Raw genomic sequence first — 24499 nt, 5'->3', positions numbered from 1 at the left:
AGCAGCAGTAGGCGTCAGTAGCAGCGGTAGGCGTCAGTAGAGGAAGGGGAGCGTGACTCCCTCGGCGCCGGTGAGGCCGGTGCCGGGGGAGCGGCCCATCAGCCAGGCGAGGAGCGCGGCCGCGGAGCCGGTGACGAGTACGTCGCCGCGACCGTGCTCCTCACCCGTGTCGGTGGCACGGATCCTCAGGTCCGGGGCCCCGTCGCGGCGGGAGTAGGACGCGGTGACGGCGGTGAGCATCCGGGTGGTGAGGGAGGCCGGCCAGTCGGCGGGCCCGAAGCCCGCGTCGAGGTCGACGTGGTGGACGAGCACCTCGGTGAGGCGGGCGTCGGCGGCGCGGGACGCGGGGTGGCGTGCGCCCGCGGTCCACTGGACGACCCGTCCCCACGCCTCGTCCGGCATGAGCGTGAAGGCGGCCGCGAACCGCTGGGCGCTCTGCCGGACGTCCTCCAGCAGAACGCGCGCCGGACGGTACGCGCCCTCCTCGATCTCTGCGGCGCGAGCCTCCAGGCTGGGGTACTCGCGGGTCTCGACACCGGTACGCGCCCAGGTCAGCAGGCGGGTGCCACCGTCGGCGTTGCGGGCGACGTGGGTCAGGACGTGACCGCGCGTCCAGCCCGGAAGGAGGGACGGCTCGCGGACGTCGCGGTCGTCCAGCCGCTCGGCGGTAGCCAGCAGGGCGTGCGTCGCGGCGGTGATCTCGGCGAGCGAGATCACGGGGTGATGTCTTCGGGGAGGAGGGTGGTGAGTTGGTCGGTGGTCAGGTCGGCGCCGGTGTTCGCCAGTTGTTCCGTGCGGCGGGCGTGGGCGGTGACGGCGGAGCGGAAGAGCTTGTCGACCTCGCGGCCGTTGCCCTCCCGGAAGCGGTCGCGGTCCGCCTTCAGGCAGGCCGCGAGGGCCGCCCGGGTCGGGTCGGGGACGAGGTAGTCCGCCGCCTCCGCCTTGCCCAGGAAGATCGAGACGAGGCCGTCCACCTCGTAGGGGCGGAAGGCCAGCGTGCGGGCGAAGCGGGAGGCCAGGCCCGGGTTCGTGGACAGGAACCCCGCCATCTCGGCGGTGTACCCGGCGGCGATCACGATGACCTCGTCGCGGTGGTCCTCCATCAGCTTGACCAGCGTGTCGATGGCCTCCTGCCCGAAGTCGTGGTCCGTGCCGGCCCGGCGCGACAGCGTGTACGCCTCGTCGATGAACAGGACGCCGCCGCGCGCCCGGTCGAACACCTCGGCCGTCTTCTGCGCGGTGTGCCCGACGTACTGCCCGACCAGGTCGACCCGCGCCGCCTCGACGACCTGGCCCTGCGCGAGGACGCCGAGGGCCGCGAGCAGTTCCCCGTACAGGCGCGCCACGGTCGTCTTGCCGGTGCCCGGCGGGCCCGCGAAGACCAGATGCCCGGTGAACGGCTCGGCCTCCAGCCCGGCGGCGCGCCGCCGCCGCGCCGAGGCGAGCAGGTCCAGCAGGTCGCCGATCTCCCGCTTGACCTCCTCCAGCCCGGTCATCGCCGACAGCCGGGCGAGGACGGCGCGGACCTGGCCGGCGTCGCGGGCCTCCCCGAACCGCGCGGCGAGGCCCGTCTCGACGTCGAGGTCCTCGGCGAGCAGCAGGCTCAGCTCGTCGCCGGACGGCAGTTCCTCCAGCTCGGCGAGGCGCTGCGCCTGCCTCTCCACCGCGGCCTCGAACACCCGGCGCGCCGCCCGGCCGTTGCCGAAGGCCGCGTCCCGCCGCTGCGTGGTGAAGTGCTCCAGGATCGCCGTGCGCGCGTCGCCGGCCAGGCGGTAGCCGTCCTTGGCCGCGTGCGCCTCGGTGATCTGGAGGAGCTCGGCCGGGCTGTAGTTCTCGAACTCGACCGTCCGGGAGATCCGCGATTTCAGTCCCGGGTTGGCGGCGAGGAACTCGCGCATCTCCGCCGAGTACCCGGCCGCGATGACGACGACCTCGTCGCGGTGGTCCTCCATCAGCTTGACGAGCGTGTCGATGGCCTCCTGCCCGAAGTCGGTGCCCGTGGTCTTGCGGGCCAGCGTGTACGCCTCGTCGATGAACAGCACGCCGCCGAGGGCCCGCGCGAACGCCTCGGACGTCCGCAGCGCCGTCCCGCCGACGTTCTCCGACACGAGGTCGGCCCGGCTGACCTCGACGACCTGGCCCTTCTCGACCACGCCGAGCGCCGCGAGGATGCCGCCGTACAGCCGCGCGACGGTCGTCTTGCCCGTGCCGGGCGGGCCCGCGAAGACCATGTGCCGGCCGATCGCCGGGCCGGGCGGCAGGCCCGCGAGGCGCCGCTGCTCGGCGACCTTCTGCAGGTTCGTCAGCTTGCGGATCTCGCGCTTGACCCCGGCCAGGCCGACCATCGCGTCCAGTTCGGCCAGCAGCGCGTCCGCCGACGCCCCGGCGGGCCTCGCCTCGGCCGGCGGCGCCGGCCTGGCCTCCTCCTCCGCCGCCGGCTCGGTGACCTGCGCGGTCACCCCGCCGTCCGGCTCCTCGTCGAGCCTGTCCGGCCCCCGGTTGCGCTCGCTTGTGAGGCCGCTCGCCTGCACGCTCGCGCCGCGGCTCGCGGTGACGCCCGGGCCGTGGTTGTCGACCACCGTGCAGCCGCGCAGGGTGAGCTCGCCGCCCGGTTCGACGCTCACCCCGGCGAACCCGCTGCCGCTGACGGTCGTCGCGTCCAGCAGGGCGCGCGCCCCGGGGGCGAGCCGCGCGCCGAGCTTGCCCGCGTCGGCGATGCGGCCCCGGACGACCGTGACGTTCGCGTGCTCGGTGAAGGACAGGCCGTGGGCCCCCGGTCCGAGGACCTCGCAGTCCTCCAGCAGCGCGACGCCCTTCTCGACGACCACGCCGGTCCGGTGCGGCGCCTCCATCCTGATCCGCCGTGCGGTCAGCGAGCCGCCCGTCGCCACCCACAGCGCGTCCGCGCCAGCGTCCGTGATCAGGCAGTCGTCCGCGACCGCCTTGCCCTTCTCCACGGCGATCAGGGACGACTGGCCGGAGCCGTGGAACGCGCAGTTGCGGATCGCCGCGTCCGCGCGGTCGTCCACCCGGATCCCGGCGCTCGCCGGGGAGCTGATCGTGCACTGCTCGATGAGCGGCCGCGACCCCTCGGTCACCCAGATGCCGTGGCCGCCCGCGTCGCCGATCCGGCACGACCGGATGCTCACCGAGCTGCCGCTGCGGATCGCGACCGCGTTGCCGTCCGTCCCGGTGACGCCGGTCCCCTCCATGAGCCCGGTCGCGGCGCTGTACACGACCGCTCCGTCCTGCACCTGGCAGTCCCTGAGCGCGAGCCGGGCTCCGTGGGCCGCGCGCACGGCGAGGTCGGAGCGGCTCACGAACTCGCACTGCTCCGCCAGGACGTTGCCCTCCGCGACCTCCAGCGCGAGGCCCTCGGCGCTCCAGTTGCGGACGATGAGTCCCTGCAGCGTCACCTGCCCGGTGAGCTCGACGGTCGCGTCCATGGCGCCGTCCAGCGTGACCGACCCCGGCCCGCCCACGGCCGTCAGGACGAAGTCGCCCGAGCTGCGGAACCCGGTGTTCGGATACAACCCCGGCTCGACCAGGATGTGCCGCCCGGCGGCCCCGAACGGCATCGGCGCCTGGAGCGCGTCGAGCACCGTCGGATACGCCCGGGGGGAGGTCTGTGACACGACCAGACGCAGCAACGGGCCTCCTCACGAATCACCGCTTATGGTGCCATGAGGCGTGCGGCGCACGCCCGGGTCAGCGGACTCCGCGAGGCCTGAACTGGACGCTGATCCGGGGGCCCTTCACGCGGGCGCTCTTGGGGATCGCGTGCTCCCACGTCCGCTGGCAGCTCCCGCCCATGACGATGAGGTCGCCGTGGCCGAGGTCGCGGCGGATCGCCGCTCCGCCCCCGCGCGGGCGGAGCAGCAGGCTCCGCGGGGTGCCGACCGACAGGATCGCCACCATCGTGTCGTGCGTGGCGCCGCGCCCGATGGTGTCGCCGTGCCAGGCCACGCTGTCGCGGCCGTCCCTGTAGAGGCAGAGCCCGGCCGTGCGGAACGGTTCCCCGAGTTCTTCGGCGTAGTGCTCGTCGAGCGCCGCCTTCGCTTCGTCCAGTACGGGATCGGGCAGTTCGGCGTCCTCGTCGTAGAACGCCAGGAGGCGGGGGACGTCCACGACTTTGTCGTACATGCGCCGGCGTTCGGCCCGCCATGGGACGGACGTGAGCAGCCGCTCGAACAGCGCGTCAGCGTTGGGAATCCACCCCGGCAGGACGTCCACCCAGGCGCCGCGCTCCAGCTCGGTACGCCGCACCGCGCTCAGAGGCCGCGGGCCGCTCTCGTCCGTACCGTCCAGCAACGACGCTTGGAACATCCCCCCACTCTACCCATCCGGTCAAACATGTGTTCGATCACCGGGACGTCCTCGCGCGGCCGGTCAGGAAGGGTTGATCCACTCCGGGAGGGGTTCGGTGACCCGCCGCCACGCGTTCGGCAGGTCGTGGAGGTCGAGTCCGGCGGCGATGATGCCTCCGACGATGGCGCAGGTGGTGTCGATGTCACCGCCGGCCGTCGCGGTGGTCCAGATGGCCTGCTCGTAGTCGGCGAGGTGGTGGGCGGCGGCCCAGATGGTGAAGGGGACGGTGTCGTGGGCGGCGACCGTGCGGCCGTTCCCGAGGAAGTGGGCCGCCGTCCGCGGGTCGGACACGGTCAGCAGGTGGCGCGCCTCCTTGATGCCGTCGCGGACCTTGCCCTGCGGGACGTGTTCGAGGATCCGGTCGACGAACACGCCCGGCGGCAGGGGACCGCCGGCGGCGAGGGCGGTGGCCACGGCGACGGCGACGGCTCCGGCGACCGCCTCGGGATGGGTGTGGGTGACGGTGGCCGAAAGCGCCGCCTGGCGGGCCGCCTGGGCGGGGTCGTCGGCGAAGAACGCGCCGAGTGGCGAGACGCGCATGGCCGCCCCGTTGCCCCAGGAGCCGGAGCCGTCGAACAGGTCGCCGGCCAGGGTCCGCCAGTCCCCGCCCTCGCGGACCAGACGGAGCAGCCGGTTGGTCGCCGGGCCGTAGCCACGGTCGAAGTCGTGCCGCCGGGCGAAGGACGCGGCGAGCGCGTCCTGGTCGACGGTGCCGTGGGCGGCCAGCGTCAGGTAGACCGAGCAGGCCATCTCGGTGTCGTCGGTCCACTGCCAGGGCGCGGGCGGGAGCGACCTGGAGGAAAGGTGGTGCTGGTTGGCGGGGACGAAGAACTGGGATCCGAGCGCGTCCCCGAGGGCGAGTCCGAGAAGGGAGAGCCGAGCGCGCTGAAGACGATCAGGTGGCATCGCCGCTCATCCTCGCAGAGGTCAGCGGCGGAAGACGACCGTCAGGACGCGGAGGGAGAGGACCGAGCAGATCACCAGGCCGCAGTAGCCGAAGAACTGGAAGAGGGTCACGTCCCGGGTCATCGCGGGGCCGTCCTTCAGGCCGAGCAGCATCACCGCCATCACCCCGGCCGTCGACGCGAGGATGGTGAGCAGGACCTGCTGGAGCAGGCCCGCGACCGTGCGGCGGTCCGACTCGTCGGCGAACAGGCGGACGTTCACGCTCAGGCGGCCCGCCTCCGCGGCGGCGGCGATGCGGTCCAGGCGGCGGGGGAGGCGGCGCAGCATCGGCAGCAGGCTGAGCAGCTCGTCGTTCGCGGCCTCGCGCAGGGAACCGGGCCGGAGGCGTTCCCGCAGGTAGGACTCGCCGAACGCGTGCGCCTCGGTGACGATCCCGAAGCCGGGCGCGAGCCCGGTCAGCCCGCCCTCCAGTGTCGCCAGCGCGCGGAACACGGCGGCGATCTCCGCCGGGACGGCGAGGTCGAACCGCGCGACCAGCCGGAACAGGTCGGTGAACATGGCCATGTCGGGGGTCGTCCCGGGGCCGAGATGGCGGGCCATGAAGGCGCCGAGCGCGCGGGCGAGGCCCTGCTCGTCCAGCTCGTCCGGGCGGGCCACGACCTCGAGGAACGCGTCGGTCACCGCCACCGCGTCGCCGCGGTTCATGGCGAGGAGCATGCGCTGGAGGCAGCCGCGCAGCTCGGTGTCCAGCCGCCCGACGGACCCGAAGTCGATCAGGCCGAGGCGGCCGTCGTCGAGCAGCAGGATGTTGCCGGGGTGCGGGTCGGCGTGGAACACCCCGTCCAGGACGATCTGGCGCAGCACCGTGTCGAGGAGGGTGCGCGCGAGTCCGGTCCGGTCCAGGCCGCGGGAGTCGATGCGCGGGCCCGCCTTGCTCAGCGCGACGCCGTCCAGGCGCTCCATGACGAGGACGCGGCTCGTGCACAGGTCGTCGTGGGGGCGGGGGATCACGACGTCGCCGCCGCGGGCGGTCGCCGCCACCGAGGCCATGTTGCGCGCCTCGACGCGGAAGTCGAGCTCCTCGCGCAGCGCGGTCGCGAACCCGGCGGCGAGGTCCACGACGCCGAACGACCTGGCCCACCCGGCGCGCTCGTGGAGCGTCCGGGCGAGGCGGAGGGTGATGTCGAGGTCGCGCTCGACCACCGCGCGGACGCCGGGCCGCTGGATCTTGACGACCACCTCCTCGCCGGACCGGAGCGTGGCCCGGTGCACCTGCGCGATGGACGCGGCGGCGAGCGGGACCCGGTCGAAGGAGGCGAAGACGTCCCGCGGGTCGCCGAGCTCCTCGCGGACCACGCGCTCGATCTCCGGCCACGGGACGGGGGAGGCGCTGTCCTGCAACCGGCCCAGCTCCTCGACGAACTCCGGCGGGAGCACGTCCCGCCGCGTCGACAGCACCTGGCCGAGCTTGACGAACACGACGCCGCCCTCCTCGAGGGCGCGGGTGAACGAGCGCGCCGCCGAGGTGCTCGGGCGGGAGCGCCCGCGCAGGTAGGGGCCGAGGCCGTGGCGCAGGAAGATGAACGAGATCCGGCGGTACCGGCGGGTGCGCGCGATCCGCGACCGCGCGCCGCCGAGCCAGTGCAGCGGCGACGGCACCGTCCCGGTCGGGACGAACGCCTCCCACAGCACCAGGATCGTCATCGAGACGAGGAGCGCGCACGCGAAGCCGAGGCAGATGAGCCACAGCAGCGGCCCCGGGTGCCGGTCCCCGCGCAGGTCGCCGATCAGCGCGCTGATGATCGGGCTCGCGACCGCCTGCCCGGTCGCGCCCGCCACGAGCGTCCGGAACAGGGGGAACCGGGCGTTCAGCAGGCTCCTCGCCCCGTACGCCATGACCCAGGTGTTGATCGCCGTTCCGATGAGGAAGGCGACGACCGTCGCCGAACCGTTCATTCCCGCCGCCCGCTTGATCGTCCGCTATGCCACGGTGGACGCTAGTGAGCGCGGGTGCGGGCGCGATTCCCGCCGGCGGGGGATGCGCTCCTCCCGGCGGGGGATCAGAGGTCGCCGAGCAGGTCCTTCAGGAAGGTCGTGGTGCGGGCGGGACGGGCCGCGCGGATGCCCAGCAGGTCCATGATCTCCCGGTAGCGGACCGCCTCCTGGCCCTCGGGGTAGCGGGCGCCGGTCAGGTGCTCCAGGTAGACCACGTCGTCGAGGTCGTGCTCGGCGAACCGGACGATCGTGATCGGCCCGCCCAGCGCCAGGTGCCCGCCCGCCGAGAACGGCAGGACCTGCACCTTCACGTTGGGCATCTCCTCCGACATCTCGATGAGGTGCTCGACCTGGCCGCGCATCGTCTTCGGCCCCCCGATCGGCCGGCGCAGCGCCGCCTCGTCGATCACGGCCCACAGCGTGGTCGCGCCGTTCCTCCGGTGCAGGATCTGCTGCCGCCGCATCCGGAGGTCGAGGCGCCGTTCGAGGCCGTCGTAACCCGCGTCATGGTGTTCGAGGCCGATAACGGCCCGCGCGTAGTCGCGCGTTTGCAGAAGGCCCGGGATGTATTGCACCTCGTAGGCGCGAATCGTCGCCGCCGACTGCTCCAGGCCGAGGTACTGCTCGAACCAGCTCGGCACGATGTCGCCGTAGCCCTGCCACCAGCCCGGCCTCTTCGCCTCCCGGACGAGCTGGACGAAGCCGTTCCGCTCGTCCTCGTCCTCGACGCCGTAGAGGGTGAGCAGGTCGAGGACGTCCCGGATCTTGAAGCCGTGCCGGCCGAGTTCGAGCCGGCTTATCTTCGACGCCGATCCGCGGATCACCTCACCGGCCTCGACCCGGCTGAGCCCGTTCTCCTCGCGCATCCGCCTTAACCGCGCCCCGAGCTGCATGCGCAACGCGGTCGGACTCGCCAGCCGATTGTCGATCACCCAGGTCTCCAGCGTTCCATACGGTGGTCCGGCAATTACTCTCGGAGGGTCTCACAGGCAATGGTGGACGCGCAGGGAACCCCGGGACAGGGATACATATCTGTCGCAGCCGCTTTACAAATCCCGCCATTGCGTTGAAAGCGCGGGAGGGAGCGTTCCAGAACGGGTCACCGCCGCGGGACGAGCAGGTCGAGGTCGGCGCGCGTGACCCGCGCCTCGCCGGCGACCCGGTCGCGGTCGGTGCCGGCCTCCTCCACGACCTCCAGCGCGCGGGTGAGCATCGTCGGCTGCTCCAGGGGCCGCGCCGGGCCCGGCTCCTGCCGCCGCCAGCCGCGCGAGCTCAGCGTGCTCATCGCGGTCCGGTACACGGTCTCCGTCATGATCCCGAGGGTGCGGGCCCGGTAGAGCAGCGCCGCCATGCTGACGCCCCAGGACGCCTTGAGCTCGGCCAGCCGCTCCCAGTCGGGGCCCGCGGGCAGCTCGCCGGCGATGTCGGCCTCCGGCATGAGGAACTCCGCCGCGAACCGGTGCGCCTGGTCCTCGACGATCTTCTCTCCGGGTTCGGCGTCGGCGTGCATCACCAGGTGCCCCAGCTCGTGGGCCGCGTCGAAGCGGTTGCGCCAGTAGTCGCCCTTGGCCGGGTTGAAGAACACCATCGGCCTCGGGTGGACGCCGACGCTGAACGCGTCCACCCGCTCGGCCGCCCGCGGCAGCACGAGGACGAGCACGCCGTGGGACTCCAGCAGCCGGACGACGTGCGGTACCGGCCCGGCGCGTTCGACCAGCGCCTTCCTGGTGAGCCTGGCCGCCTCGGCGGGGCCGGGGCCGGCGATCTCCTCCGGGGAGACCGGGTACTCGGGAAGGTCGACCTCGGGGAGGTCGACGAGCCTTTCGAGGACGGCGACGACGTCGGTGGCGATCCGCCCGTAGGCGAGCGCCTGGTCGCGCTCGATCTGCGTCGTCGACCGGAGCGAGCGGAAATGGGCCCCGTCCATGGAGACCGGGCTGCGGCCGCTCTGGAAGAACTCGACGGGCACGCCCAGCGCGATCGCCAACCGCCGCACCGTCGGCTCCTCGGGCCGCTGCACGCCCGCCTCGTACTGCCCGATCGCCTTCGGCGTCGTCCCGACGGCCTGCGCGAGCTGGTTCTTGCGCAGGCCTCTGAGCCGCCGGGCGAGCGTCAGCCGCTCGCAGTCGAACAGCACCCCGCGCCACCTTCTGCTAGGCCGTCTTCGTCTCCCCGCGGAGCCGCATGGGGACGTCGTCCTCGCGGTCGTCCCACAGCGGCATCGTCCGCTCGACGAGCTTACGACGTGGATCGGGCCCGATGGTGTCGTCCAGGGGTTTGACCCAGTGCCAGGCGGTGCCGCCGTCCGCGTTCCACCTGGGGCGGCCCAGGAAGAGCTCCATCTCCAGCGGCGCCTCGGTGGCGCTGTGCGCGAGCACCAGCGTCACGACGCCGGGCGTGTCGCGCGCCTCGATGCCGAGCGGGAGGGCGAGCTGCGGGTCCTCGATGAAGGACTGCCGCGCGACGGCCTGCTTGGTGGGGCTGTCGCGGTCCCACCGGATGGCCCTGACGTTCCCGAACTCGTGCCGCTTGAGCAGGACGCGGTACGCCCCGTACCGCCAGCCGGGCGAACCGTTCAGATCGTCGCGGACGACCTGCGGCTCGCCCTCGAAGACCCGGTCGATCTGCGAGGCGAGCACGTCGAACGCGCCGACCCCGTACGTCCGCTCCGTGAACCCCGCCGCCCGGCTCAGCCCGCCGAAGACGGCGAGCGTCGCCTCCCTGTGGGCCTCCCGCAGGGCGTGCAGGAAGCCCGCTGCCAGGAGCTCGTCCCAAGCATCCCTGTCCTCAGCCACGCTCCGACCATAGCCAGAGCCGCCGACATTACGAGCAGCCCTCGAACTCGGGGACCTCGCGGACGAGCGTGAGCCCGCTCTTCCCGAACCACTTGTCGAGCAGGCGGCCTGCCGTTCCGTCCTGGTACATCGTCGTGATGGCCCGGTTCACCGCCTCGCATCCGTCCGCGTCGCCCTTGCGCATCCCGACCCCGTAGCGCTCGTCGGTGAAAGGCGCGTTGACGATTCTCAGGTCCGGGGCCGCGAACCCGGCGAGGACCAGGTCGCCCGTGGAGATGGCGTCCACGGCCCCGGACCTGAGCTTCGCCACGCAGTCGCTGTAGGACGATCCCGGGACGAGCCTCGCGGCGATGCTCAGACCGACCACCACCCGCTCGGTCGACACCGACCCGCTGGCCTGGCACATCCTTCGTCCGGCCAGATCGCGCACGCTCCGGACGCGGGTTTCGCTCCGCCGCACCATGACGTCCTGATGAGCGACGTAGTAGGGCCCGCCGAAGTCGACCAGCCTGGACCGGTCCGGTGTGATCGAGTAGGAGGCGAGCACCAGGTCGACGGCGTGCTGGTCCAGAAGCCGCTCCCGATCGTCGGACCTGACCTCGCGGAACGTCACGCGGGACGCCCCGAGGCGGCGGGCGATGTAGCGGCCCACATCGACCTCGAACCCTTGGAACACTCCGTCTTTCCTCAGCCCCAGCCCGGGCTGGTCGGACTTGACCCCGACGACGATGACGTCCTGGCGGTGGATCGAGGCTTTGGCGGTCGCACATCCGACGAGCGCGAGCGCGAGAGCGAGAAGCACGAGAATGGCGCGCACGCACCATGACTAGCGAGGAGAAACGGCCGCCAGATGAACGCGGGACGGCCGTCCAATACCGGCGGATGAATCTGCCGGCCCCCCTTGGCCGCCGCGATCAGCGGCTCCCGCCGCGGTCGCCGACCGCGAAGAGCCGCACTTGCCGCAGCCGCGGCTCCGGTCCGACCCGGCCCTCCCGCACCCACAGGGCGTGGACGGTCATCAGCACGAGCTGCCGGGCCCCGACGAAGAACAGCACGGCCAACGGCAGCTCGCCGAGCAGGGCGGTCAGCACGCTGACGACGAACTCTCCCGACCCCCACGAGAGCCAGACGTCGAACCAGGCGTCGCACAGCAGCAGCGTCCCGCTGACGAGCTGCCCGAAGATGGCGATCTGGAGCCGTTTCCAGATGGCGAAGGCGGTGGCCCCGATCGCGAGGGTCAACCCGACGTCGAACCCTATCCAGGCGACGGCCCACTGCCCCGCGGTGAAGTGCTGCGGCAGCGTGAACCCCAGCACGACGGTCCAGGGGACGAGCCAGACGCAGCAGGCCACCAGCCCCGCCAGCACGGCCCAGCGCCGCCGCCGGTACCGGGGCTCCTCAAGCGGATCCGCGTCCTCGACCGAGATGAGGGCCCGCAGCAGCGCGGTCCGCTCGTCCCTCGAAAGACCCCGGACCTCCTCGGGTGTCAGCACCGGCCCACCTCCTCGACCGCCACCCTAAGAAGGCGCGGTGCCCTCCGGCTATGGCGAGAACGGCGGATTCGAGGCCGCGACCGGCCTGATGGCCGCCGAGGCGCTTGCCTTCGGCGGCCATCACACGGGGAATTCGTCTCTCGGAAGTCAGCTCCGGACTCCGGGTGCCCCCTGAGCCAGGCGACCGGTGGTTCCTCGCTCACCCCTGAGCGTGACGATGCCCATCATGAGGAGCCAGTAGCTGAGGATGGCGCCCATCGAGGCGGTCGTGCCCCAGCCGTTGGCGGCGTAGAAGAAGGCCGGCTTGTTCCCGAAGAAGAGCGACGGGATGAAGACGAAGTTGACGCCGCCCAGTACGTAGGCGGACGTGCCGGTCCAGCGCGGCAGCGCGCCGGTCCTCCTGATCGCGAATCCCAGGGCGGTCAGGAAGAACACCAGCAGCATGCGCCCGATGGACCCGTAGAGGATGTACGTCCCGCTGACGTCGATGGTCGGGTCGATCGGACGGTCCGCGGCGATGACGGCGCCGGCCTCCAGCCCGCTGGAGACCAGGGTGACGAGAACGTACGCGAGCCCGGCCGCGAAAGCGAAATTCCCGACCCATTCGTACCGAGCGTCGACGCTCTTGACGAACTCGCGGAAGCTCGCCACGAACACGAGCATGAATCCGAGGGCCAGGATTCCCAGCAGGAGCCGGCTGAGGACATTGGAGTCCGGCGGCGGCCCCGAGTAGACGAAGTACAGCGGAACCTCGACGACGAGGAGGACGGCGGCGGCCAGGCACGACCCTCCGGTGAAGCGCCGGGCGAGAACTGTGTCCACGAGACTGCCTTTCTCAGTTGCGAGCGCGAATCGGCATCTGCGTGAACACTTTTCCGGGAATTCCGCGACCTGTCCGTGGGCGTGCCTCCCACATCGCGGTAGAGCTACGCCCACCTCCGAGACGTCCACTCGGCGTGGGCGGTTCAGAGCGCCAGGAATTCGTGGACCGAGCGGACGGCCGTGGCGCCCTCGCCCACCGCGGAGGCGACCCGCTTGATCGAGCCCTTCCGCACGTCGCCCGCCGCGAACACGCCGGGCATGCTCGTCTCCAGCGGCATCGGGTCCCGGCCGAGCGGCCAGCGCGCCGGGGCCCTGTCGTAGATCTCGCGGCCCGTCAGGAGGTAGCCCTGCTCGTCGCCGGCGATGCCGTCCGGGAGCCACCGCGTGTGCGGCTCGCCCCCGATCATGATGAAGAGCGCGGCGGCCGGGACCCGCTCGGTGGTGCCCGCCTCCCGGTCGGCGAGCGTCAGGGACTCCAGCCGTTCGGCGCCGCCGCAGCCGACCACCTCGGTCCGCGTGCGGACGACGATGTTCGGGGTCGACTCGATGGCGCGTATCAGGTAGGTCGACGCCGACTTCGCCAGGCTGCCGCCCCGGACGACCAGCGTGACCGTGCGGGCGTGCTTGGCCAGGTGCAGGGCGCCCTGGCCCGCCGAGTTCCCGGCGCCCACGATGAAGACGTCCTGGCCCCGCATGGCGCGGCTCTCGCCCACGGCCATGCCGTAGAACACGCCCGAACCGACGAGGGCCTCCAGGCCGGGGACGCCCAGCCGCCGCCAGTCGACGCCCGTGGCGATCAGCACCGCGCGGGCGCTGACCTCGGAGCCGTCCGCCATGCGGACCACCCGCCGGTCGCCGCGGGCTTCGAGGTCCACCACCCGCTGGGCGAAGGCGATGTGCGCGCCCATCAGCCATGCCTGCTCGCAGGTCCGCTCCATCAGGTAGCCGCCGGAGACGCCGTGGGGGAACCCCGGATAGTTCCTGATCATGGGGCTGGTCCCGGCCTGCCCGCCGGAGAAGGCCTGTTCCAGCAGCACGGTGTCGAGCCCCTCGGACGCCGCGTACACGGCCGCCGTCAGGCCGGCCGACCCGGCGCCGACGATGGCGACGTCGCAGGTCTCCAGGTCGTTCGTGACCTGGACCCCCATCGCGCACGCGAGGTCGGGCACCTGCGGGTCCACGAACGCCCTGCCGTCGTAGCGGATCACCACGGGCAGCCGCGACGCGTCGAGGCCGGCCTCCCGCAGCAGCCGCCGCCCGGCCTCCTCGCCGGGCGGGTGGACCACGAACGGCAGGTTGAAGCGCGCCATCACGTCGCGCAGCCGGAGCATGCGGGGGTCGTCCATCTCGGCGACGACGCGGAAGAGCTCGAACGCCGGCTCCTGCTCCTCCGTCCACGAGGACAGGAACTCGCTCACCGCGCGGTGCATCGACTCGTCGTTCGTCCAGGGCCGCACGAGGTGGTAGTCGGCGAGGCCGAGTGCGATCGCCTGGACGGCCGGGCTGGTCGAGGAGTAGTCGCGGTCCACCATCAGCACGCGCTTGGCGCCGGGGTAGAGCTCGTGCGCCCGCACCAGGACGTCGGAGCAGGCGTCGTCCACCATCAGGAGCGCGACCGGCTCGTCGGACTCCGCCATCTCCTTCAGCGCGCCGCACGCCTCTTCGGGCGAGCCCGCGCTCTTCACCGTGAACGCGTCGCCCAGCCGCCGCTCCAGGTCGGCGAGCAGTACGCGTCGCGAACCCGCATCGTGGTCGACCACGAGAATGACCGGTGCCGTCACCTCTACCAGCGTAATCGCCGCGAAAGGGCCCGCCGGGGGGACGCGGGCGCCCGGCCCCGGCGTCGGCGGGCGGCGGTCCGGGAGGAACTCCGGCGCCCGTCCTCACCGTCCAGGTGCCGCTTCCCTTACCGGCAGCGGGATCCCGGGACGGGGAACTTGGTGGATCTCGCCCCGCCCGTTGGCGTTCGTCCCCTCGGCCGTCGATCGTCCAGTGCCGACCTTTTGCTCGATGTTGACGGGGTCGCGATGGGCGCCTTCCCTCCCGGCCGTGATGGCCGGACTGATGGGTAGAACGTGTTCTTGTATTTTTCGGGTGGAGCCGGGAGGCTGGGGCCCATGGATCTGGTCGCACTGGAAGAGATTCGGCGGTTGAAGTACCGGTACCTGCGGTGCGTCGACCTCAAGCTGTGGGACGAGTTCGCCGAGGTGTTCACCGAGGACGCGGTGGCGGAGTACGACACGCCCGTGCTCGGCGAGACGCTCCGGCTGGAGGGCCGGGACGCGATCGTGGCGTACATGCGGTCCAACCTCGGTCCGGACAAGATCAGCACGCACACGGCGGGCTGCCCGGAGATCGACCTGGACGGGGACCGCGCCACCGGGACCTGGTCGCTGGACGACACGATCATCCTGCCGAAGGACCGGCTGCTCATCCGGGGCGCGGCCTTCTACCACGACGTGTACCGGCGGGACGGCGACGGCTGGCGGGTCGAGAAGACCGGGCACAAGCGCACCTACGAGTACATGGTGTCGCTGGACGACGCGCCGAGCCTGAAGTTCACCACCTCCCATTGAGCGGGACCCGGGCATTGCCCCCCGCATAGAACACGTTCTAATCTGCGTCCCGCCAGAGCACGGCCTCGCGCCCGCGATCCGAGGAGAGCCCGGTGGCCACCGACTCAGCCGAAGGCAGCACCCACAGCCAGGGCAGCACCGACAGCCAGGGCGGCACCGCCGGTCAGGGCGGTACCGACAGCCAGGACGCCGCGACGCGCTCGTTCGCCGAAGCGGTCGTGGAGGCGGAGCGGATCATCCGCGCCGCGCCGCACGTCAAGAACGACCAGGACCTGGCCGAGGGCCTCGACTACCTGGCCGGAAGCATCAAGGCGTCGCTGCACATGGTGGGCGCCTACCAGCGGGACTACCCGTTCTTCGCCTCGTCCACGGGGCCGTACACCAAGCTCGGGCTCGACAACCCCGACACGCTGTACTTCCACGCCTACATCCGGGACGACGCCGAGTACGTGGTGACCGGGCGCCGGGGCACCACCGCCGACCTCAGCTTCCAGGTCATGAACGGCGACTACTCGCCGGCGAAGTCGCCCGACAGCCTCACCGCGTTCGACGACCGCGAGCTGGACATCGCCGAGGACGGGACGTTCCAGCTGCGGTTCGGCCCGCCGAAGCCGGACGCGGGGCCCGGATACGTGGCCCTCGCCCCCGGCTCGGCGATGCTCATCGTGCGCGAGGTCTTCAGCGACTGGGCGAACGAGAGGCCGGGGGAGATCCGCATCCACCGCGCCGACACGCTCGGGACGTCCCCGCTGCCGGTGCCGTCCGACCGGATGGCCAGGCGCTACGAGATAGCGGGCAAGATGCTGGTGTCCAGGATCCGCACCTTCCTGGCCTTCCCCGAATGGCACTACCTGCAGTTGCCGGTCAACACGCTGACCGAGCCGCGTCCGACGCCCGGCGGGCTGGCGACGCAGTTCTCGTCCGTCGGCCACTACGACCTGGACGACGACGAGGTCATGGTCATCACCGCCCCGGCCGCCGACCGGAAGGCGGCCCCCTACCAGGGCTTCCAGCTCGGCAGCATGTGGTACGTCTCGCTCGACTACATCAACCACCAGACGAGCCTCACCGCCGACCAGGCCCGCGTGGACGAGGACGGCATGATCCGCTACGTCGTCAGCGAGCGCGATCCCGGGCTCGCCAACTGGATCGAGCGCACCGGGCACCGCCGCGGCTACCTGCAGTTCCGGTGGCAGCGGCTCGCCCGCGACCTCACCCCGGAGGACGGGCCGACCGCCGAGGTCGTGCCGTTCGACGACCTGCCGCGCGTGCTGCCCTACTACGAGAGCCAGCGCGTCGGGGAGGCGGAGTGGGCGGAGCGGATCGCCGCCCGCCAGACCGCCGTGGCGAAGAGGATGCTCGGCTGATGGGCGCCGGACTGCTGGACGGCAAGGTCGTCGTCGTGTCCGGTGTCGGCCCGGGGCTCGGCCGGGGGCTCGCCCTCCAGTGCGCCAGGGCCGGTGCCGACCTCGTCCTGGCCGCGCGCAACGAGGAGCGGCTCGCCGAGGTCGCCAAGGAGGTCGAGGAGCTCGGGCGGCGCGCCGCGACCGTCCCGACCGACATCCGGGACGCGGCCGCCTGCGAGCGGCTGGCCGAGGCCGCGGGGGAGGCGTTCGGGCGGGTGGACGGCCTGGTCAACAACGCCTTCGCCACGCCGCCGCTGACCGATCTGACGAAGGTCGACCTCGACGCGGTGCGGGCGGGCTTCGAGACCAACGTGCTCGCCGCGCTCCACCTGACCAGGCTGTTCGTCCCCGCGCTCGAGGAGTCCCGCGGCTCCGTCGTCATGATCAACTCGGCGGTGCTGCGGCATTCGCGGCGGACGTTCGGCGCCTACAAGATGGCCAAGGCGGCGCTGCTCGCGATGGCGCAGAACCTCGCCACCGAGCTCGGGCCGCGCGGGATCCGCGTCAACACGATCGCGCCCGGCTACATCTGGGCGCCCAACCTCAAGTGGTACTTCCAGCACCTCGCGGAGAAGCGCGGGGTGACGGCGCAGCAGGTCTACGACGAGAACGCCGCGACGACGGACCTGCGCAAGCTGCCCGAGCCCGACGAGGTCGCCGACGCCGCCGTGTTCATGCTGTCGCCGCTGGCCCGCGCCGTGACCGGGCAGTGCCTGGACGTCAACTCCGGCGAGTGGCACCACTAGGAAGGGCGTACCCGATGACGAACGGTCGCGACAGCGTGGGGACCGTCGAGGACCTCCATGCCTCGGCCAGCAAGATCACCGGATCGGACGACTTCGGCGGCGACGAGTACCTCGACGGGCTGAAGGTGCTCCTGGAGTCGCTGGCCGCGGACGCGGGGCTCACCCCGTTCGGCAACAAGGCGCAGCGCGCGATGCTGCGCGGCGCCCTGGTCGCCCGGCAGTTCTCCGAGACGGCCTGGCGGCGCCATCCCGAGTACGCGGACGTCCCCGTCGAGCGGCCCGTGTTCGTGACGGGCCTGCCCCGCACGGGGACCACGGCCCTGCACCGGCTGCTCACCGCCGACCCCGCGCACCAGGGCCTCGACCTGTGGCTGGCCGAGGTGCCGCAGCCCCGCCCGCCACGCGAGACCTGGGCCGACGACCCGGTCTTCCAGGCGATCGACGCCGGATACCGCCGGCACCACGTCGAGAACCCCGAGTTCATGGGCGTGCACTACATCTCGGCCGACTCCGTCGAGGAGTGCTGGCAGCTGCTCCGGCAGAGCATGCTCTCGATCTCCTTCGAGTGCCTGGCGCACCTGCCGACCTACTCGTCCTGGCTCGCCGGGCAGGACTGGACGGACGCCTACCGCAGGCACCGGCGCAACCTCCAGCTCATCGGCCTGAACGACCCCGGCCGCCGCTGGGTGCTGAAGAACCCCAGCCACCTCTTCGCCCTGGACGCGCTGCTGGAGGTCTACCCCGACGCGCTGGTCGTCCAGACGCACCGCACGCCGCGGACCGCGATGGCGTCGATGTGCAGCCTCGCCGCGCACGCCACCGCCGGATGGTCGGAGGTGTTCACCGGCGCCACGATCGGCCGCGACCAGCTCGACCTGTGGAGCCGGGGCCTCGACCGGTTCCGCGCCGAGCGGGCGCGGCACGACCCCGCGCGGTTCGTGGACGTCCACTACGACGACTTCGTCCGCGACCCGATCGGCACGGTCGAGTCCGTCTACGCCCGGTTCGGGCTGCCGTTCACGGACGAGGCCCGCGCCGCCATGACGAGCCTCCACGCCGAGAGCTCCACCGGCGCCGCGAAGCCCGCGCACCGGTACTCGCTCGAAGACTTCGGCCTCACCGCCGAGCAGGTCGACGAGCGCTTCGCCGACTACACCGCAGCTCTCCGCTGAGCCGCGCCTCCGCCCGACCGCACGGCCGGGTCGGGCGGGCGCCCGCCGACGCGCCCGAGCGTGCTCATCGTGCCAGGACCCCTGCCCCGGTGCGGTCGCGTCGACCTGCGGCATCTGGACATGCCGCAGGTCGACGCGCCGCCGACCAGGTCGGGGCCGGGTACTGCCTCAGCGGGTCGGCTCGGGTGCGCGCCGCGGAGCGGGCGGGACCGGTGACGTCCGGGCGGCCCGGTCCGGTCCGGGCATGAACAGGGCGGCGAGCGCCCCGGCGAGCGACAGGGCGCCGGTGAGCACGAGGGCGGGCCCGAAGCCGTCGGCGAAGGTCCGCGCCGTGCCGTAGCCGCCCTCGGCGCCGAACACCGCGGCCGCGACCGCCACGCCGAGCACCGCGGCGAACTGCCGCAGGGTGTTGAACACCCCGGACGCCTTGCCGATCTCCCGCGGCGCCACCGAGTTGATGATCGCGGTCTGCGCGGCCGGCATCGCCATGCTGACCCCGGCGCCCGCGACGACCATGGGGGCGATCAGTTCCGGATAGGCCGTCGCGGTCCCGGCGGTGAGGCCGATCCAGCCGAGCCCGATCCCCTGCAGAGCCAACCCGGCGGCGGTGAGGGGACGTGACCCGACCCGGTTCACCAGTGCCCCCGCGACCGGGGCCACCACGGTCACGGTCCCCGTCCACGGCATGAGCTGGAGCCCGGCGGTCATCGGCCCGGCCCCGAGGGAGGTCTGGAGGAACTGGGCCATGAAGAACAGCGAGCCGTACAGGGCCGCGTACAAGAGGAGCCCGGCGGCGTTGCCCGCGGCGAAGCCGCGCGAGCGCAGCAGGCGCATCGGCACCATCGGCTCCCGGACGCGCAACTCCCAGGCGACGAAGCCCGCCAGCAGCAGGGCCCCGGCCGCCAGCGCGCCGGCCACCTCGAAGGAGCCCCAGCCGGAGCCGTCGGCGCGGATCAGGCCCCACACCAGCCCGAGCGCGCCCCCGGTCACCAGCAGGACGCCGCCGAGGTCGAAGGAGGCCCCGCCGCCGCGGCTCTCCGGGACGTACCGGAGCACCAGCGGGATGACCGCCAGCCCGATCGGCACGTTGAGCCAGAAGATCCACTGCCACGCCAGCCCCTCGGTGACCACTCCGCCGACGACCGGCCCCGCCACCACCGCGAGACCGGTCACCCCGGCGAAGACGCCGAGGGCCCTGGCGCGCCGCTCGGGCGGGAACCCGTTGCTCAGCAGCGCCATCGCGAGCGGCATCACCAGCGCGGACCCGCACCCCTGGACGGCGCGCGCGGCGATCAGCCAGCCGATGCCGGGGGCCGCCGCGCAGGCCACCGACGCCGCCGTGAACAGGCCGAGCCCGCCCACGAACATCCGCCTGCGCCCGAAGCGGTCGCCCAGCGCGGCGCCGGTCATCAGCAGAACGGCGAAACTGAGGCCGTAGGCGTTCACGGTCCATTCGAGTTGTTCCATGGTGGCGGACAGGTCCAGCCGGATCCTGGCCAGCGCGGTCGTCACCACCGTCGCGTCCAGCGCCACCATCAGCGACGCCGTCGCGGTCAGGCCGAGCAGCCGGCCGCTTGTTCTCCGCGCCATGCGCGTTCCCTCCGAGATTGTCAGGCGACGTTCCTCATCGCCTGTACAAACCGGCCGAGCGGGCGGGATTCAGCGGGCGGAGGCCGACGATTCCAGCCCCGGCCTCCGGTCAGTACATGGGGAGGTGCGTCCTATGAAGACCGAAGAGAGAGATGCCGGGCCCGAGGAGTTCGGGCGCTTGACGGACCCGTTCCGGCGGGAGCTGATGGCCTACTGCTACCGCATGCTCGGCTCCGTGCACGACGCGGAAGACCTGGTCCAGGAGGTGTATCTGCGGGCGTGGCGGTCGTACGCGTCCTTCGACGGGCGGGCGTCGCTGCGCACGTGGCTGTACCGGATCGCGACGAACGCCTGCCTGAACGCCCTGGAGCACAGCAGCCGGCGGGTGCTGCCGTCCGGTCTCGCCGGGCCGTCCGCCGACGCGCCGCCGCGCGGGTCGCGCGTCCCCGAGGTGACCTGGCTGGAGCCCCTGCCCGACAGGCTCTCCGGCGCCGCGCCGGAGGACCCGGCCGCGGTCGTGGCCGCGCGGGCCGGCCTGCGGCTGGCGCTGATCGCCGCGCTGCAGTACCTGCCGCCCAGGCAGCGCGCCGTGCTGATCCTGCGGGACGTGCTGGCCTGGCCCGCCGCCGACGTCGCCGGAATGCTCGGGATGACCGGCGCGGGGGTCAACAGCACGCTGCTGCGCGCCCGGTCCCGGCTGGAGCGGCTCGTCCCGGCCGGTGAGGAGATCACCGAACCGGACGAACCGGAGCAGCGCGAGCTGCTCGACCGGTTCGCCAGGGCCTTCGAGACCGTGGACATCCCCGCGCTCACCCGGCTGCTCACCGAGCAGGCGGCCTGGGAGATGCCGCCCGTCCCGCAATGGTTCACCGGCCGGGAGGCGATCGGGCGGCTGCTCGCGGCACGGCTCCCCTCCGGTTGCGGCCGGGGCCTGCTCGTGCCGGTCCGCGCGAACGGCCAGCCCGCCTTCGCCGCGTACCTGCGCGGTGAGGACGGCGCCCTGACCGCGCATTCCGTCATGGTGCTCTCCCCTGCCGATTCAGGAATCGCGCATATAGCGAGTTTTATGGATCCTTCCCTTTTTGAGTATTTCGACCTTCCCCGGGTTCCCGGTTGATCGAGTTCGTTCCGTTACGCGGCGCGGCGGCCGGGTAGGGCATCCGGCAATTGCCGAGGTGCTCTTTGGGGGACGAGCCCGATGACGAAAGCGCTGCCGCCGACCAGCAGGAACCGCGCGAGCCTGACCTACCGGCTGCGCTATGCCGCCCAGAATCCAGACAAGATCGGTACATATCTGTCCCGGATGGCGCGGGACCTGAAATTCCGCGTCTCCAGCCGCGGCCATGTGGCCTACTACCGGGCCGTCATGAAGTCGGACGCGGCCAGGAACCCGGAGGCCGCCGTCGGCAGCCCCACCCACGAGCGCTGGCTCGCCCTCGGCCAGATGCAGTTCGACTACCTGCTCAGGCACGGCCTCAAGCCGGACGACCGCATCCTGGAGATCGGCTGCGGCAACCTGCGCGCGGGCTGGCGGTTCATCGACTACCTCGACCCCGGCAACTACTACGGCATCGACATCTCACCCGACATCCTGCTCGCCGCGCAGCAGACGCTCGTCCGCCACGGCCTCCGCGAGAAGATGCCGCACCTGACCCTCGTCGGCGACCTGAAACTGGAGTTCCTCCCCACGGAGCACTTCACGGTCGTGCACGCGCACAGCGTCTTCAGCCACTCGCCCCTGGAGGTCATCGACGAGTGCCTCGCGCACGTGGGACGCGTCCTGGCCCCCGGCGGGTTCTTCGACTTCACCTTCGACCGCACGGAGGGGGCCGAGCACCACGTCCTCCGCGAGGACTTCTACTACCGCACCGAGACCTTGACCGCGCTGGCCGGGAGGCACGGCTTCACCGCCCGCTTCATGGACGACTGGGAGGAACTCCCGCACGGCCAGTCCAAGATCCGGGTGACCCGCTGAGGCGGCCCGCGAGAGGCGGCGTGCGCCCGTGCCCACCTTCCCGCGGCTTTGCGCACCTGGGAGTTTGGTCCGCTGCGCGCCGAGGGATCTTCGGCAGGTCGAGGGTGATCTCAGATCGGGGAGACGGATGGACATCGCTCGGACCGGCGTGCTCGCCCCGGCCGCGCCCGCGCTGCTGGCCGGCGCGCTGCTGGCGGGATGCGGCGGCAACCCCGTCTCCACCGACGTGTCGCCCGCGTCGGGCGTCGCGGGGCAGGTCGGGCAGGTCGCCATCCGCAACCTCTTCGTCCTCGGCGGCGAGGGAGGCGCCGTGATCAAGCAGGGCGGGTCGGCGCCCGTCTACCTGACCATGGTCAACTCGCCCAGCTCGATCGAGAGCTTCGGCGTCTCCGGGAGCCAGGCACCCCGCACGGAGGACGACACGCTGACGTCGGTCTCCTCGCCGCAGGCCGCCTCCACGGAGATCATCGGTGGGCCCGTCCGGCTCCCGGCGGGGCAGGACGTCCAGATCGGCCCGTCGGCCAAAATCGTCATGCGCGGCCTCAAGAAGCCGCTCTCGACCGGTCAGTTCATCCTGCTCACCCTGCACTTCCAGCGGTCCGGCAGCGGTTCCCTGAACGCCCCGGTCCAGGCTCGCCAGGGCGACCTGCAGAGCTACTCCCCAGCCCCCTGACGCCGTCCACCCGCATGGGACGCCGTGATGCGTCCGACACCTGCGGTCCGCATCATCGGAGCGCGGAAGGGAAGGCAGACCCGTGTGGGAACCCCCCAGGCCTCCGTCACCGAGCAACGCCCCCGGAGGCTCCGCACGGCCGATCTGAGGACCATGCTTCTCTTCACCAACGCCCAGGCCGGTACGCATGACGCCGAGACCCTCGACCGGGTCGCCGCGCTGCTCCGGGACGCCGGGCAAGAGGTGACCGTCTGCCCGTGCGTCGCGCCCGGAGACCTCGACGAGGCGCTGGACAGGGATCGGAAGGCGGTCGTCGTGGCCGCCGGCGGCGACGGATCCATCAACCGCCTGGTCGGCACCCTGCACCGGCGCGGCGAGCTGGACCGGACGGTCGGCCTGCTGCCGATGGGCACCGGGAACGACCTCGCCCGCAACCTCGGCATCCCGCTCGACCCCGAGGAGGCCGCCCGCCTGCTGCTGGACGGCGGCCGGCGCGAGCTGGACATGATCGTCGACGAGGACGGCCGCGCGACGCTCAACGCCGTGCACGTGGGCATCGGAGCCGCGGCAGCGGAGAGCGCGACCCGGTTCAAGAGCTCGCTCAAGGCCGCGGCGTTCCCGCTGGGCGCGGTCCTGGCGGGCGTGCGCCACTCCGGGTGGCGGCTGCGGGTCGAGGCGGACGGCGAACTGGTCGCCGAGGGCAGGTTCCTCATGGCCGCGATCACCAACGCCTCCGGCATCGCGGGCGGCTCCGCCCAGCTGGCGGCGGACGCGCACCCGGGGGACGGGAGACTGGAGCTGGTCGTCTCCACCGCCACCGGCCCCTTCGCGCGCGTCGCGTACGCCCTGCGCCTGCGCGACGGCAGCCACCGCTACCGGGACGACGTCCTGCACACCAAGGCCTGCGAAGTGACGATCAGCGGGCAGGAGTTCCGCGTCAACAGCGACGGCGAGGTCTCCGGTCCCTACACGAGCCGCACCTGGACGCTGCGCCCGTCCGCGTGGCGGCTGATCGCCCCGGCCTGACAGAGGGCCGCCCCCGAGAGGTCAGGCGGTGGTCTCCTGGTGCACCGTGAGCGGGACGAGCGGGTGGAGTTCGCTCACGCCGGGACGCACGATCGCGTAGGAGCTCTCCGGCACCTCCTTCCACGCGCCCTCGAGATGGTGGATCGGCTCGGACACGACGAAACGCGCTTCCGTCCCGAGCTCCTGGAGGACGTCCAGCTCGGGGTAGAGCCTGCGCAGTTGGGCGATGTCGGTGGAGCAGAAGAGGGACCTCGTGCGTCCCAGGCTGGAGTAGCGGAACACCCAGATCGACTCGCCCTGGGTGGTGGCCACGGTCATCTGCAGGGGATCGGGCACGCCGTAGCGCCGGCCGAGGTCCTCGACGAAACCGATCGCGCGGGCGACCGCGCCCGGCGGGTCCTCCATCAGGCCGAAGGTGAGCGACAGGTAGAACAGGGCCTCCGAGTCGGTCGTCCCCTCGATCTCGGCGTAGAGCGACGGGTCGACCGCGAGCATGACGTCCCGCTTCAGCCTGGTGAAGTCGGCGATGGACCCGTTGTGCATCCACAGCCACCGCCCGTGCCGGAACGGGTGGCAGTTGCTGCGCTGCACCGCGGCGCCCGTCGAGGCCCTGACGTGCGCGAACAGCAGCGGAGTGCGGATCTCCCGGCTGATCTCGAGCAGGTTCGGATCACTCCAGGCCGGGTTGATGCTCTTGTACACGGCGGGGATCCGCCGCTCCCCGAACCAGCCCATGCCGAAGCCGTCCCCGTTCGTGGTCTCCTCTCCCAGCCGGGCGCGCAGGCTCTGGTTGATCAGGGAGTGGGCCGGCCGGAAGAGCAGGGCCTCCGCCAGGGCGGGATCCCCGGAGTAGACCATCCACCTGCACATCGCCACCCACCTCGCATCGCTTCGCCGCCGCGACGACCGGGGCCCGTCCGGCCATGCGGCCAGGACCAAACCCCCCTTTTGCTTCA

22 protein-coding genes are annotated in these 24499 nt (G+C 72.2%); 8 read left to right on the top strand and 14 right to left on the bottom strand.

Going from position 1 to position 24499, the window contains the following annotated elements; genetic code table 11:
* Positions 1 to 33: 33 nt before the first annotated feature.
* The 12 genes from K4S16_RS27895 to K4S16_RS27840 form a co-directional block, all read right to left on the bottom strand.
* Positions 34 to 717 carry a maleylpyruvate isomerase family mycothiol-dependent enzyme gene (locus K4S16_RS27895; protein WP_149261987.1) on the bottom strand — a complete coding sequence of 228 codons (684 nt, stop codon included), beginning with the start codon at positions 715 to 717 and terminating at the stop codon, positions 34 to 36.
* Positions 714 to 3650 (bottom strand): AAA family ATPase, encoded by a 2937-nt coding sequence (locus tag K4S16_RS27890; RefSeq protein WP_149261986.1) that lies wholly within the window; start codon positions 3648 to 3650, stop codon positions 714 to 716. Before K4S16_RS27890 ends, K4S16_RS27895 begins: the two co-directional genes overlap by 4 nt.
* Positions 3651 to 3708: 58 nt before the next feature.
* Positions 3709 to 4326 (bottom strand): alpha-ketoglutarate-dependent dioxygenase AlkB, encoded by a 618-nt coding sequence (locus tag K4S16_RS27885; protein WP_149261985.1) that lies wholly within the window; start codon positions 4324 to 4326, stop codon positions 3709 to 3711.
* A gap of 63 nt (positions 4327 to 4389) precedes the next feature.
* A complete protein-coding gene (locus K4S16_RS27880) occupies positions 4390 to 5274 on the bottom strand; it encodes an ADP-ribosylglycohydrolase family protein (RefSeq protein ID WP_149261984.1) in 885 nt (294 codons plus the stop codon).
* Positions 5275 to 5295: 21 nt separating this feature from the next.
* Positions 5296 to 7230 (bottom strand): AarF/ABC1/UbiB kinase family protein, encoded by a 1935-nt coding sequence (locus K4S16_RS27875; protein WP_149261983.1) that lies wholly within the window; start codon positions 7228 to 7230, stop codon positions 5296 to 5298.
* A 104-nt stretch (positions 7231 to 7334) separates the two neighbouring features.
* Entirely contained in the window at positions 7335 to 8201 is an 867-nt protein-coding gene (locus K4S16_RS27870) for a helix-turn-helix transcriptional regulator (RefSeq protein WP_235037112.1), read from the bottom strand.
* 167 nt (positions 8202 to 8368) lie between these two features.
* Positions 8369 to 9406 carry an XRE family transcriptional regulator gene (locus K4S16_RS27865; RefSeq protein ID WP_149261982.1) on the bottom strand — a complete coding sequence of 346 codons (1038 nt, stop codon included), beginning with the start codon at positions 9404 to 9406 and terminating at the stop codon, positions 8369 to 8371.
* A 16-nt stretch (positions 9407 to 9422) separates the two neighbouring features.
* The gene (locus K4S16_RS27860; RefSeq protein ID WP_149261981.1) at positions 9423 to 10064 is read right to left on the bottom strand and encodes a hypothetical protein; all 642 of its coding nucleotides are present in this window, start codon (positions 10062 to 10064) and stop codon (positions 9423 to 9425) included.
* A 28-nt stretch (positions 10065 to 10092) separates the two neighbouring features.
* Positions 10093 to 10881, bottom strand: a complete 789-nt coding sequence (locus K4S16_RS27855) for a glutamate ABC transporter substrate-binding protein (RefSeq protein WP_149261980.1) — start codon at positions 10879 to 10881, stop codon at positions 10093 to 10095.
* A 97-nt stretch (positions 10882 to 10978) separates the two neighbouring features.
* Positions 10979 to 11557: a hypothetical protein gene (locus tag K4S16_RS27850; RefSeq protein ID WP_149261979.1), complete on the bottom strand. Its 579-nt coding sequence runs from the start codon at positions 11555 to 11557 to the stop codon at positions 10979 to 10981.
* 147 nt (positions 11558 to 11704) lie between these two features.
* Entirely contained in the window at positions 11705 to 12379 is a 675-nt protein-coding gene (locus K4S16_RS27845) for a hypothetical protein (RefSeq protein WP_149261978.1), read from the bottom strand.
* A 143-nt stretch (positions 12380 to 12522) separates the two neighbouring features.
* Positions 12523 to 14160, bottom strand: a complete 1638-nt coding sequence (locus tag K4S16_RS27840) for an FAD-dependent oxidoreductase (protein ID WP_149261977.1) — start codon at positions 14158 to 14160, stop codon at positions 12523 to 12525.
* Positions 14161 to 14496: 336 nt separating this feature from the next.
* On the opposite strand from K4S16_RS27840, the gene K4S16_RS27835 reads away from it, so the two are divergent.
* From K4S16_RS27835 to K4S16_RS27820, 4 genes are all read left to right on the top strand, one after another.
* Positions 14497 to 14955 (top strand): nuclear transport factor 2 family protein, encoded by a 459-nt coding sequence (locus tag K4S16_RS27835; protein ID WP_149261976.1) that lies wholly within the window; start codon positions 14497 to 14499, stop codon positions 14953 to 14955.
* A gap of 92 nt (positions 14956 to 15047) precedes the next feature.
* A complete protein-coding gene (locus tag K4S16_RS27830) occupies positions 15048 to 16322 on the top strand; it encodes a hypothetical protein (RefSeq protein WP_235037111.1) in 1275 nt (424 codons plus the stop codon).
* Positions 16322 to 17107 carry an SDR family oxidoreductase gene (locus K4S16_RS27825; protein ID WP_149261975.1) on the top strand — a complete coding sequence of 262 codons (786 nt, stop codon included), beginning with the start codon at positions 16322 to 16324 and terminating at the stop codon, positions 17105 to 17107. The genes K4S16_RS27830 and K4S16_RS27825 overlap by 1 nt, the downstream gene beginning before the upstream one ends.
* Positions 17108 to 17121: 14 nt before the next feature.
* Complete coding sequence (locus tag K4S16_RS27820) at positions 17122 to 18279, top strand: sulfotransferase (RefSeq protein WP_149261974.1); 1158 nt, start codon at positions 17122 to 17124, stop codon at positions 18277 to 18279.
* Between the two features lie 168 nt (positions 18280 to 18447).
* On the opposite strand, the gene K4S16_RS27815 is transcribed toward K4S16_RS27820, so the two are convergent.
* Positions 18448 to 19869 (bottom strand): DHA2 family efflux MFS transporter permease subunit, encoded by a 1422-nt coding sequence (locus K4S16_RS27815; protein ID WP_149261973.1) that lies wholly within the window; start codon positions 19867 to 19869, stop codon positions 18448 to 18450.
* A gap of 133 nt (positions 19870 to 20002) precedes the next feature.
* On the opposite strand from K4S16_RS27815, the gene K4S16_RS27810 reads away from it, so the two are divergent.
* The 4 genes from K4S16_RS27810 to K4S16_RS27795 all read left to right on the top strand — a co-directional run bounded on the left by K4S16_RS27810 (position 20003) and on the right by K4S16_RS27795 (position 23543).
* Positions 20003 to 20986 (top strand): sigma-70 family RNA polymerase sigma factor, encoded by a 984-nt coding sequence (locus K4S16_RS27810; protein ID WP_149261972.1) that lies wholly within the window; start codon positions 20003 to 20005, stop codon positions 20984 to 20986.
* Between the two features lie 81 nt (positions 20987 to 21067).
* Entirely contained in the window at positions 21068 to 21844 is a 777-nt protein-coding gene (locus K4S16_RS27805) for a class I SAM-dependent methyltransferase (RefSeq protein ID WP_149261971.1), read from the top strand.
* 127 nt (positions 21845 to 21971) lie between these two features.
* Positions 21972 to 22517, top strand: coding sequence for a copper chaperone PCu(A)C (locus tag K4S16_RS27800; protein WP_149261970.1), 546 nt, complete (start codon positions 21972 to 21974; stop codon positions 22515 to 22517).
* A 153-nt stretch (positions 22518 to 22670) separates the two neighbouring features.
* Positions 22671 to 23543, top strand: a complete 873-nt coding sequence (locus K4S16_RS27795) for a diacylglycerol kinase family protein (protein WP_160161054.1) — start codon at positions 22671 to 22673, stop codon at positions 23541 to 23543.
* 21 nt (positions 23544 to 23564) lie between these two features.
* Here the strand turns inward: K4S16_RS27795 and K4S16_RS27790 are convergent, their stop codons facing one another.
* Positions 23565 to 24413: a class II glutamine amidotransferase gene (locus K4S16_RS27790; protein WP_200842159.1), complete on the bottom strand. Its 849-nt coding sequence runs from the start codon at positions 24411 to 24413 to the stop codon at positions 23565 to 23567.
* Positions 24414 to 24499 lie beyond the last annotated feature (86 nt).

The organism is Actinomadura sp. K4S16 (genome assembly GCF_008327685.1).
Lineage (GTDB): Bacteria > Actinomycetota > Actinomycetes > Streptosporangiales > Streptosporangiaceae > Spirillospora.
Note: the sequence above shows the minus strand (reverse complement) of the source record. Positions and strands in the feature narration are given on the sequence as shown.

Coding starts and splice junctions, on each gene's coding strand:
- K4S16_RS27885 (WP_149261985.1), bottom strand. CDS start 4,326: ATGTTCCAAGCGTCGTTGCTGGACGGTACGGACGAGAGCGGCCCGCGG.
- K4S16_RS27880 (WP_149261984.1), bottom strand. CDS start 5,274: ATGCCACCTGATCGTCTTCAGCGCGCTCGGCTCTCCCTTCTCGGACTC.
- K4S16_RS27875 (WP_149261983.1), bottom strand. CDS start 7,230: ATGAACGGTTCGGCGACGGTCGTCGCCTTCCTCATCGGAACGGCGATC.
- K4S16_RS27835 (WP_149261976.1), top strand. CDS start 14,497: ATGGATCTGGTCGCACTGGAAGAGATTCGGCGGTTGAAGTACCGGTAC.
- K4S16_RS27825 (WP_149261975.1), top strand. CDS start 16,322: ATGGGCGCCGGACTGCTGGACGGCAAGGTCGTCGTCGTGTCCGGTGTC.
- K4S16_RS27820 (WP_149261974.1), top strand. CDS start 17,122: ATGACGAACGGTCGCGACAGCGTGGGGACCGTCGAGGACCTCCATGCC.
- K4S16_RS27815 (WP_149261973.1), bottom strand. CDS start 19,869: ATGGCGCGGAGAACAAGCGGCCGGCTGCTCGGCCTGACCGCGACGGCG.
- K4S16_RS27810 (WP_149261972.1), top strand. CDS start 20,003: ATGAAGACCGAAGAGAGAGATGCCGGGCCCGAGGAGTTCGGGCGCTTG.
- K4S16_RS27805 (WP_149261971.1), top strand. CDS start 21,068: ATGACGAAAGCGCTGCCGCCGACCAGCAGGAACCGCGCGAGCCTGACC.
- K4S16_RS27800 (WP_149261970.1), top strand. CDS start 21,972: ATGGACATCGCTCGGACCGGCGTGCTCGCCCCGGCCGCGCCCGCGCTG.
- K4S16_RS27795 (WP_160161054.1), top strand. CDS start 22,671: ATGCTTCTCTTCACCAACGCCCAGGCCGGTACGCATGACGCCGAGACC.
- K4S16_RS27790 (WP_200842159.1), bottom strand. CDS start 24,413: ATGTGCAGGTGGATGGTCTACTCCGGGGATCCCGCCCTGGCGGAGGCC.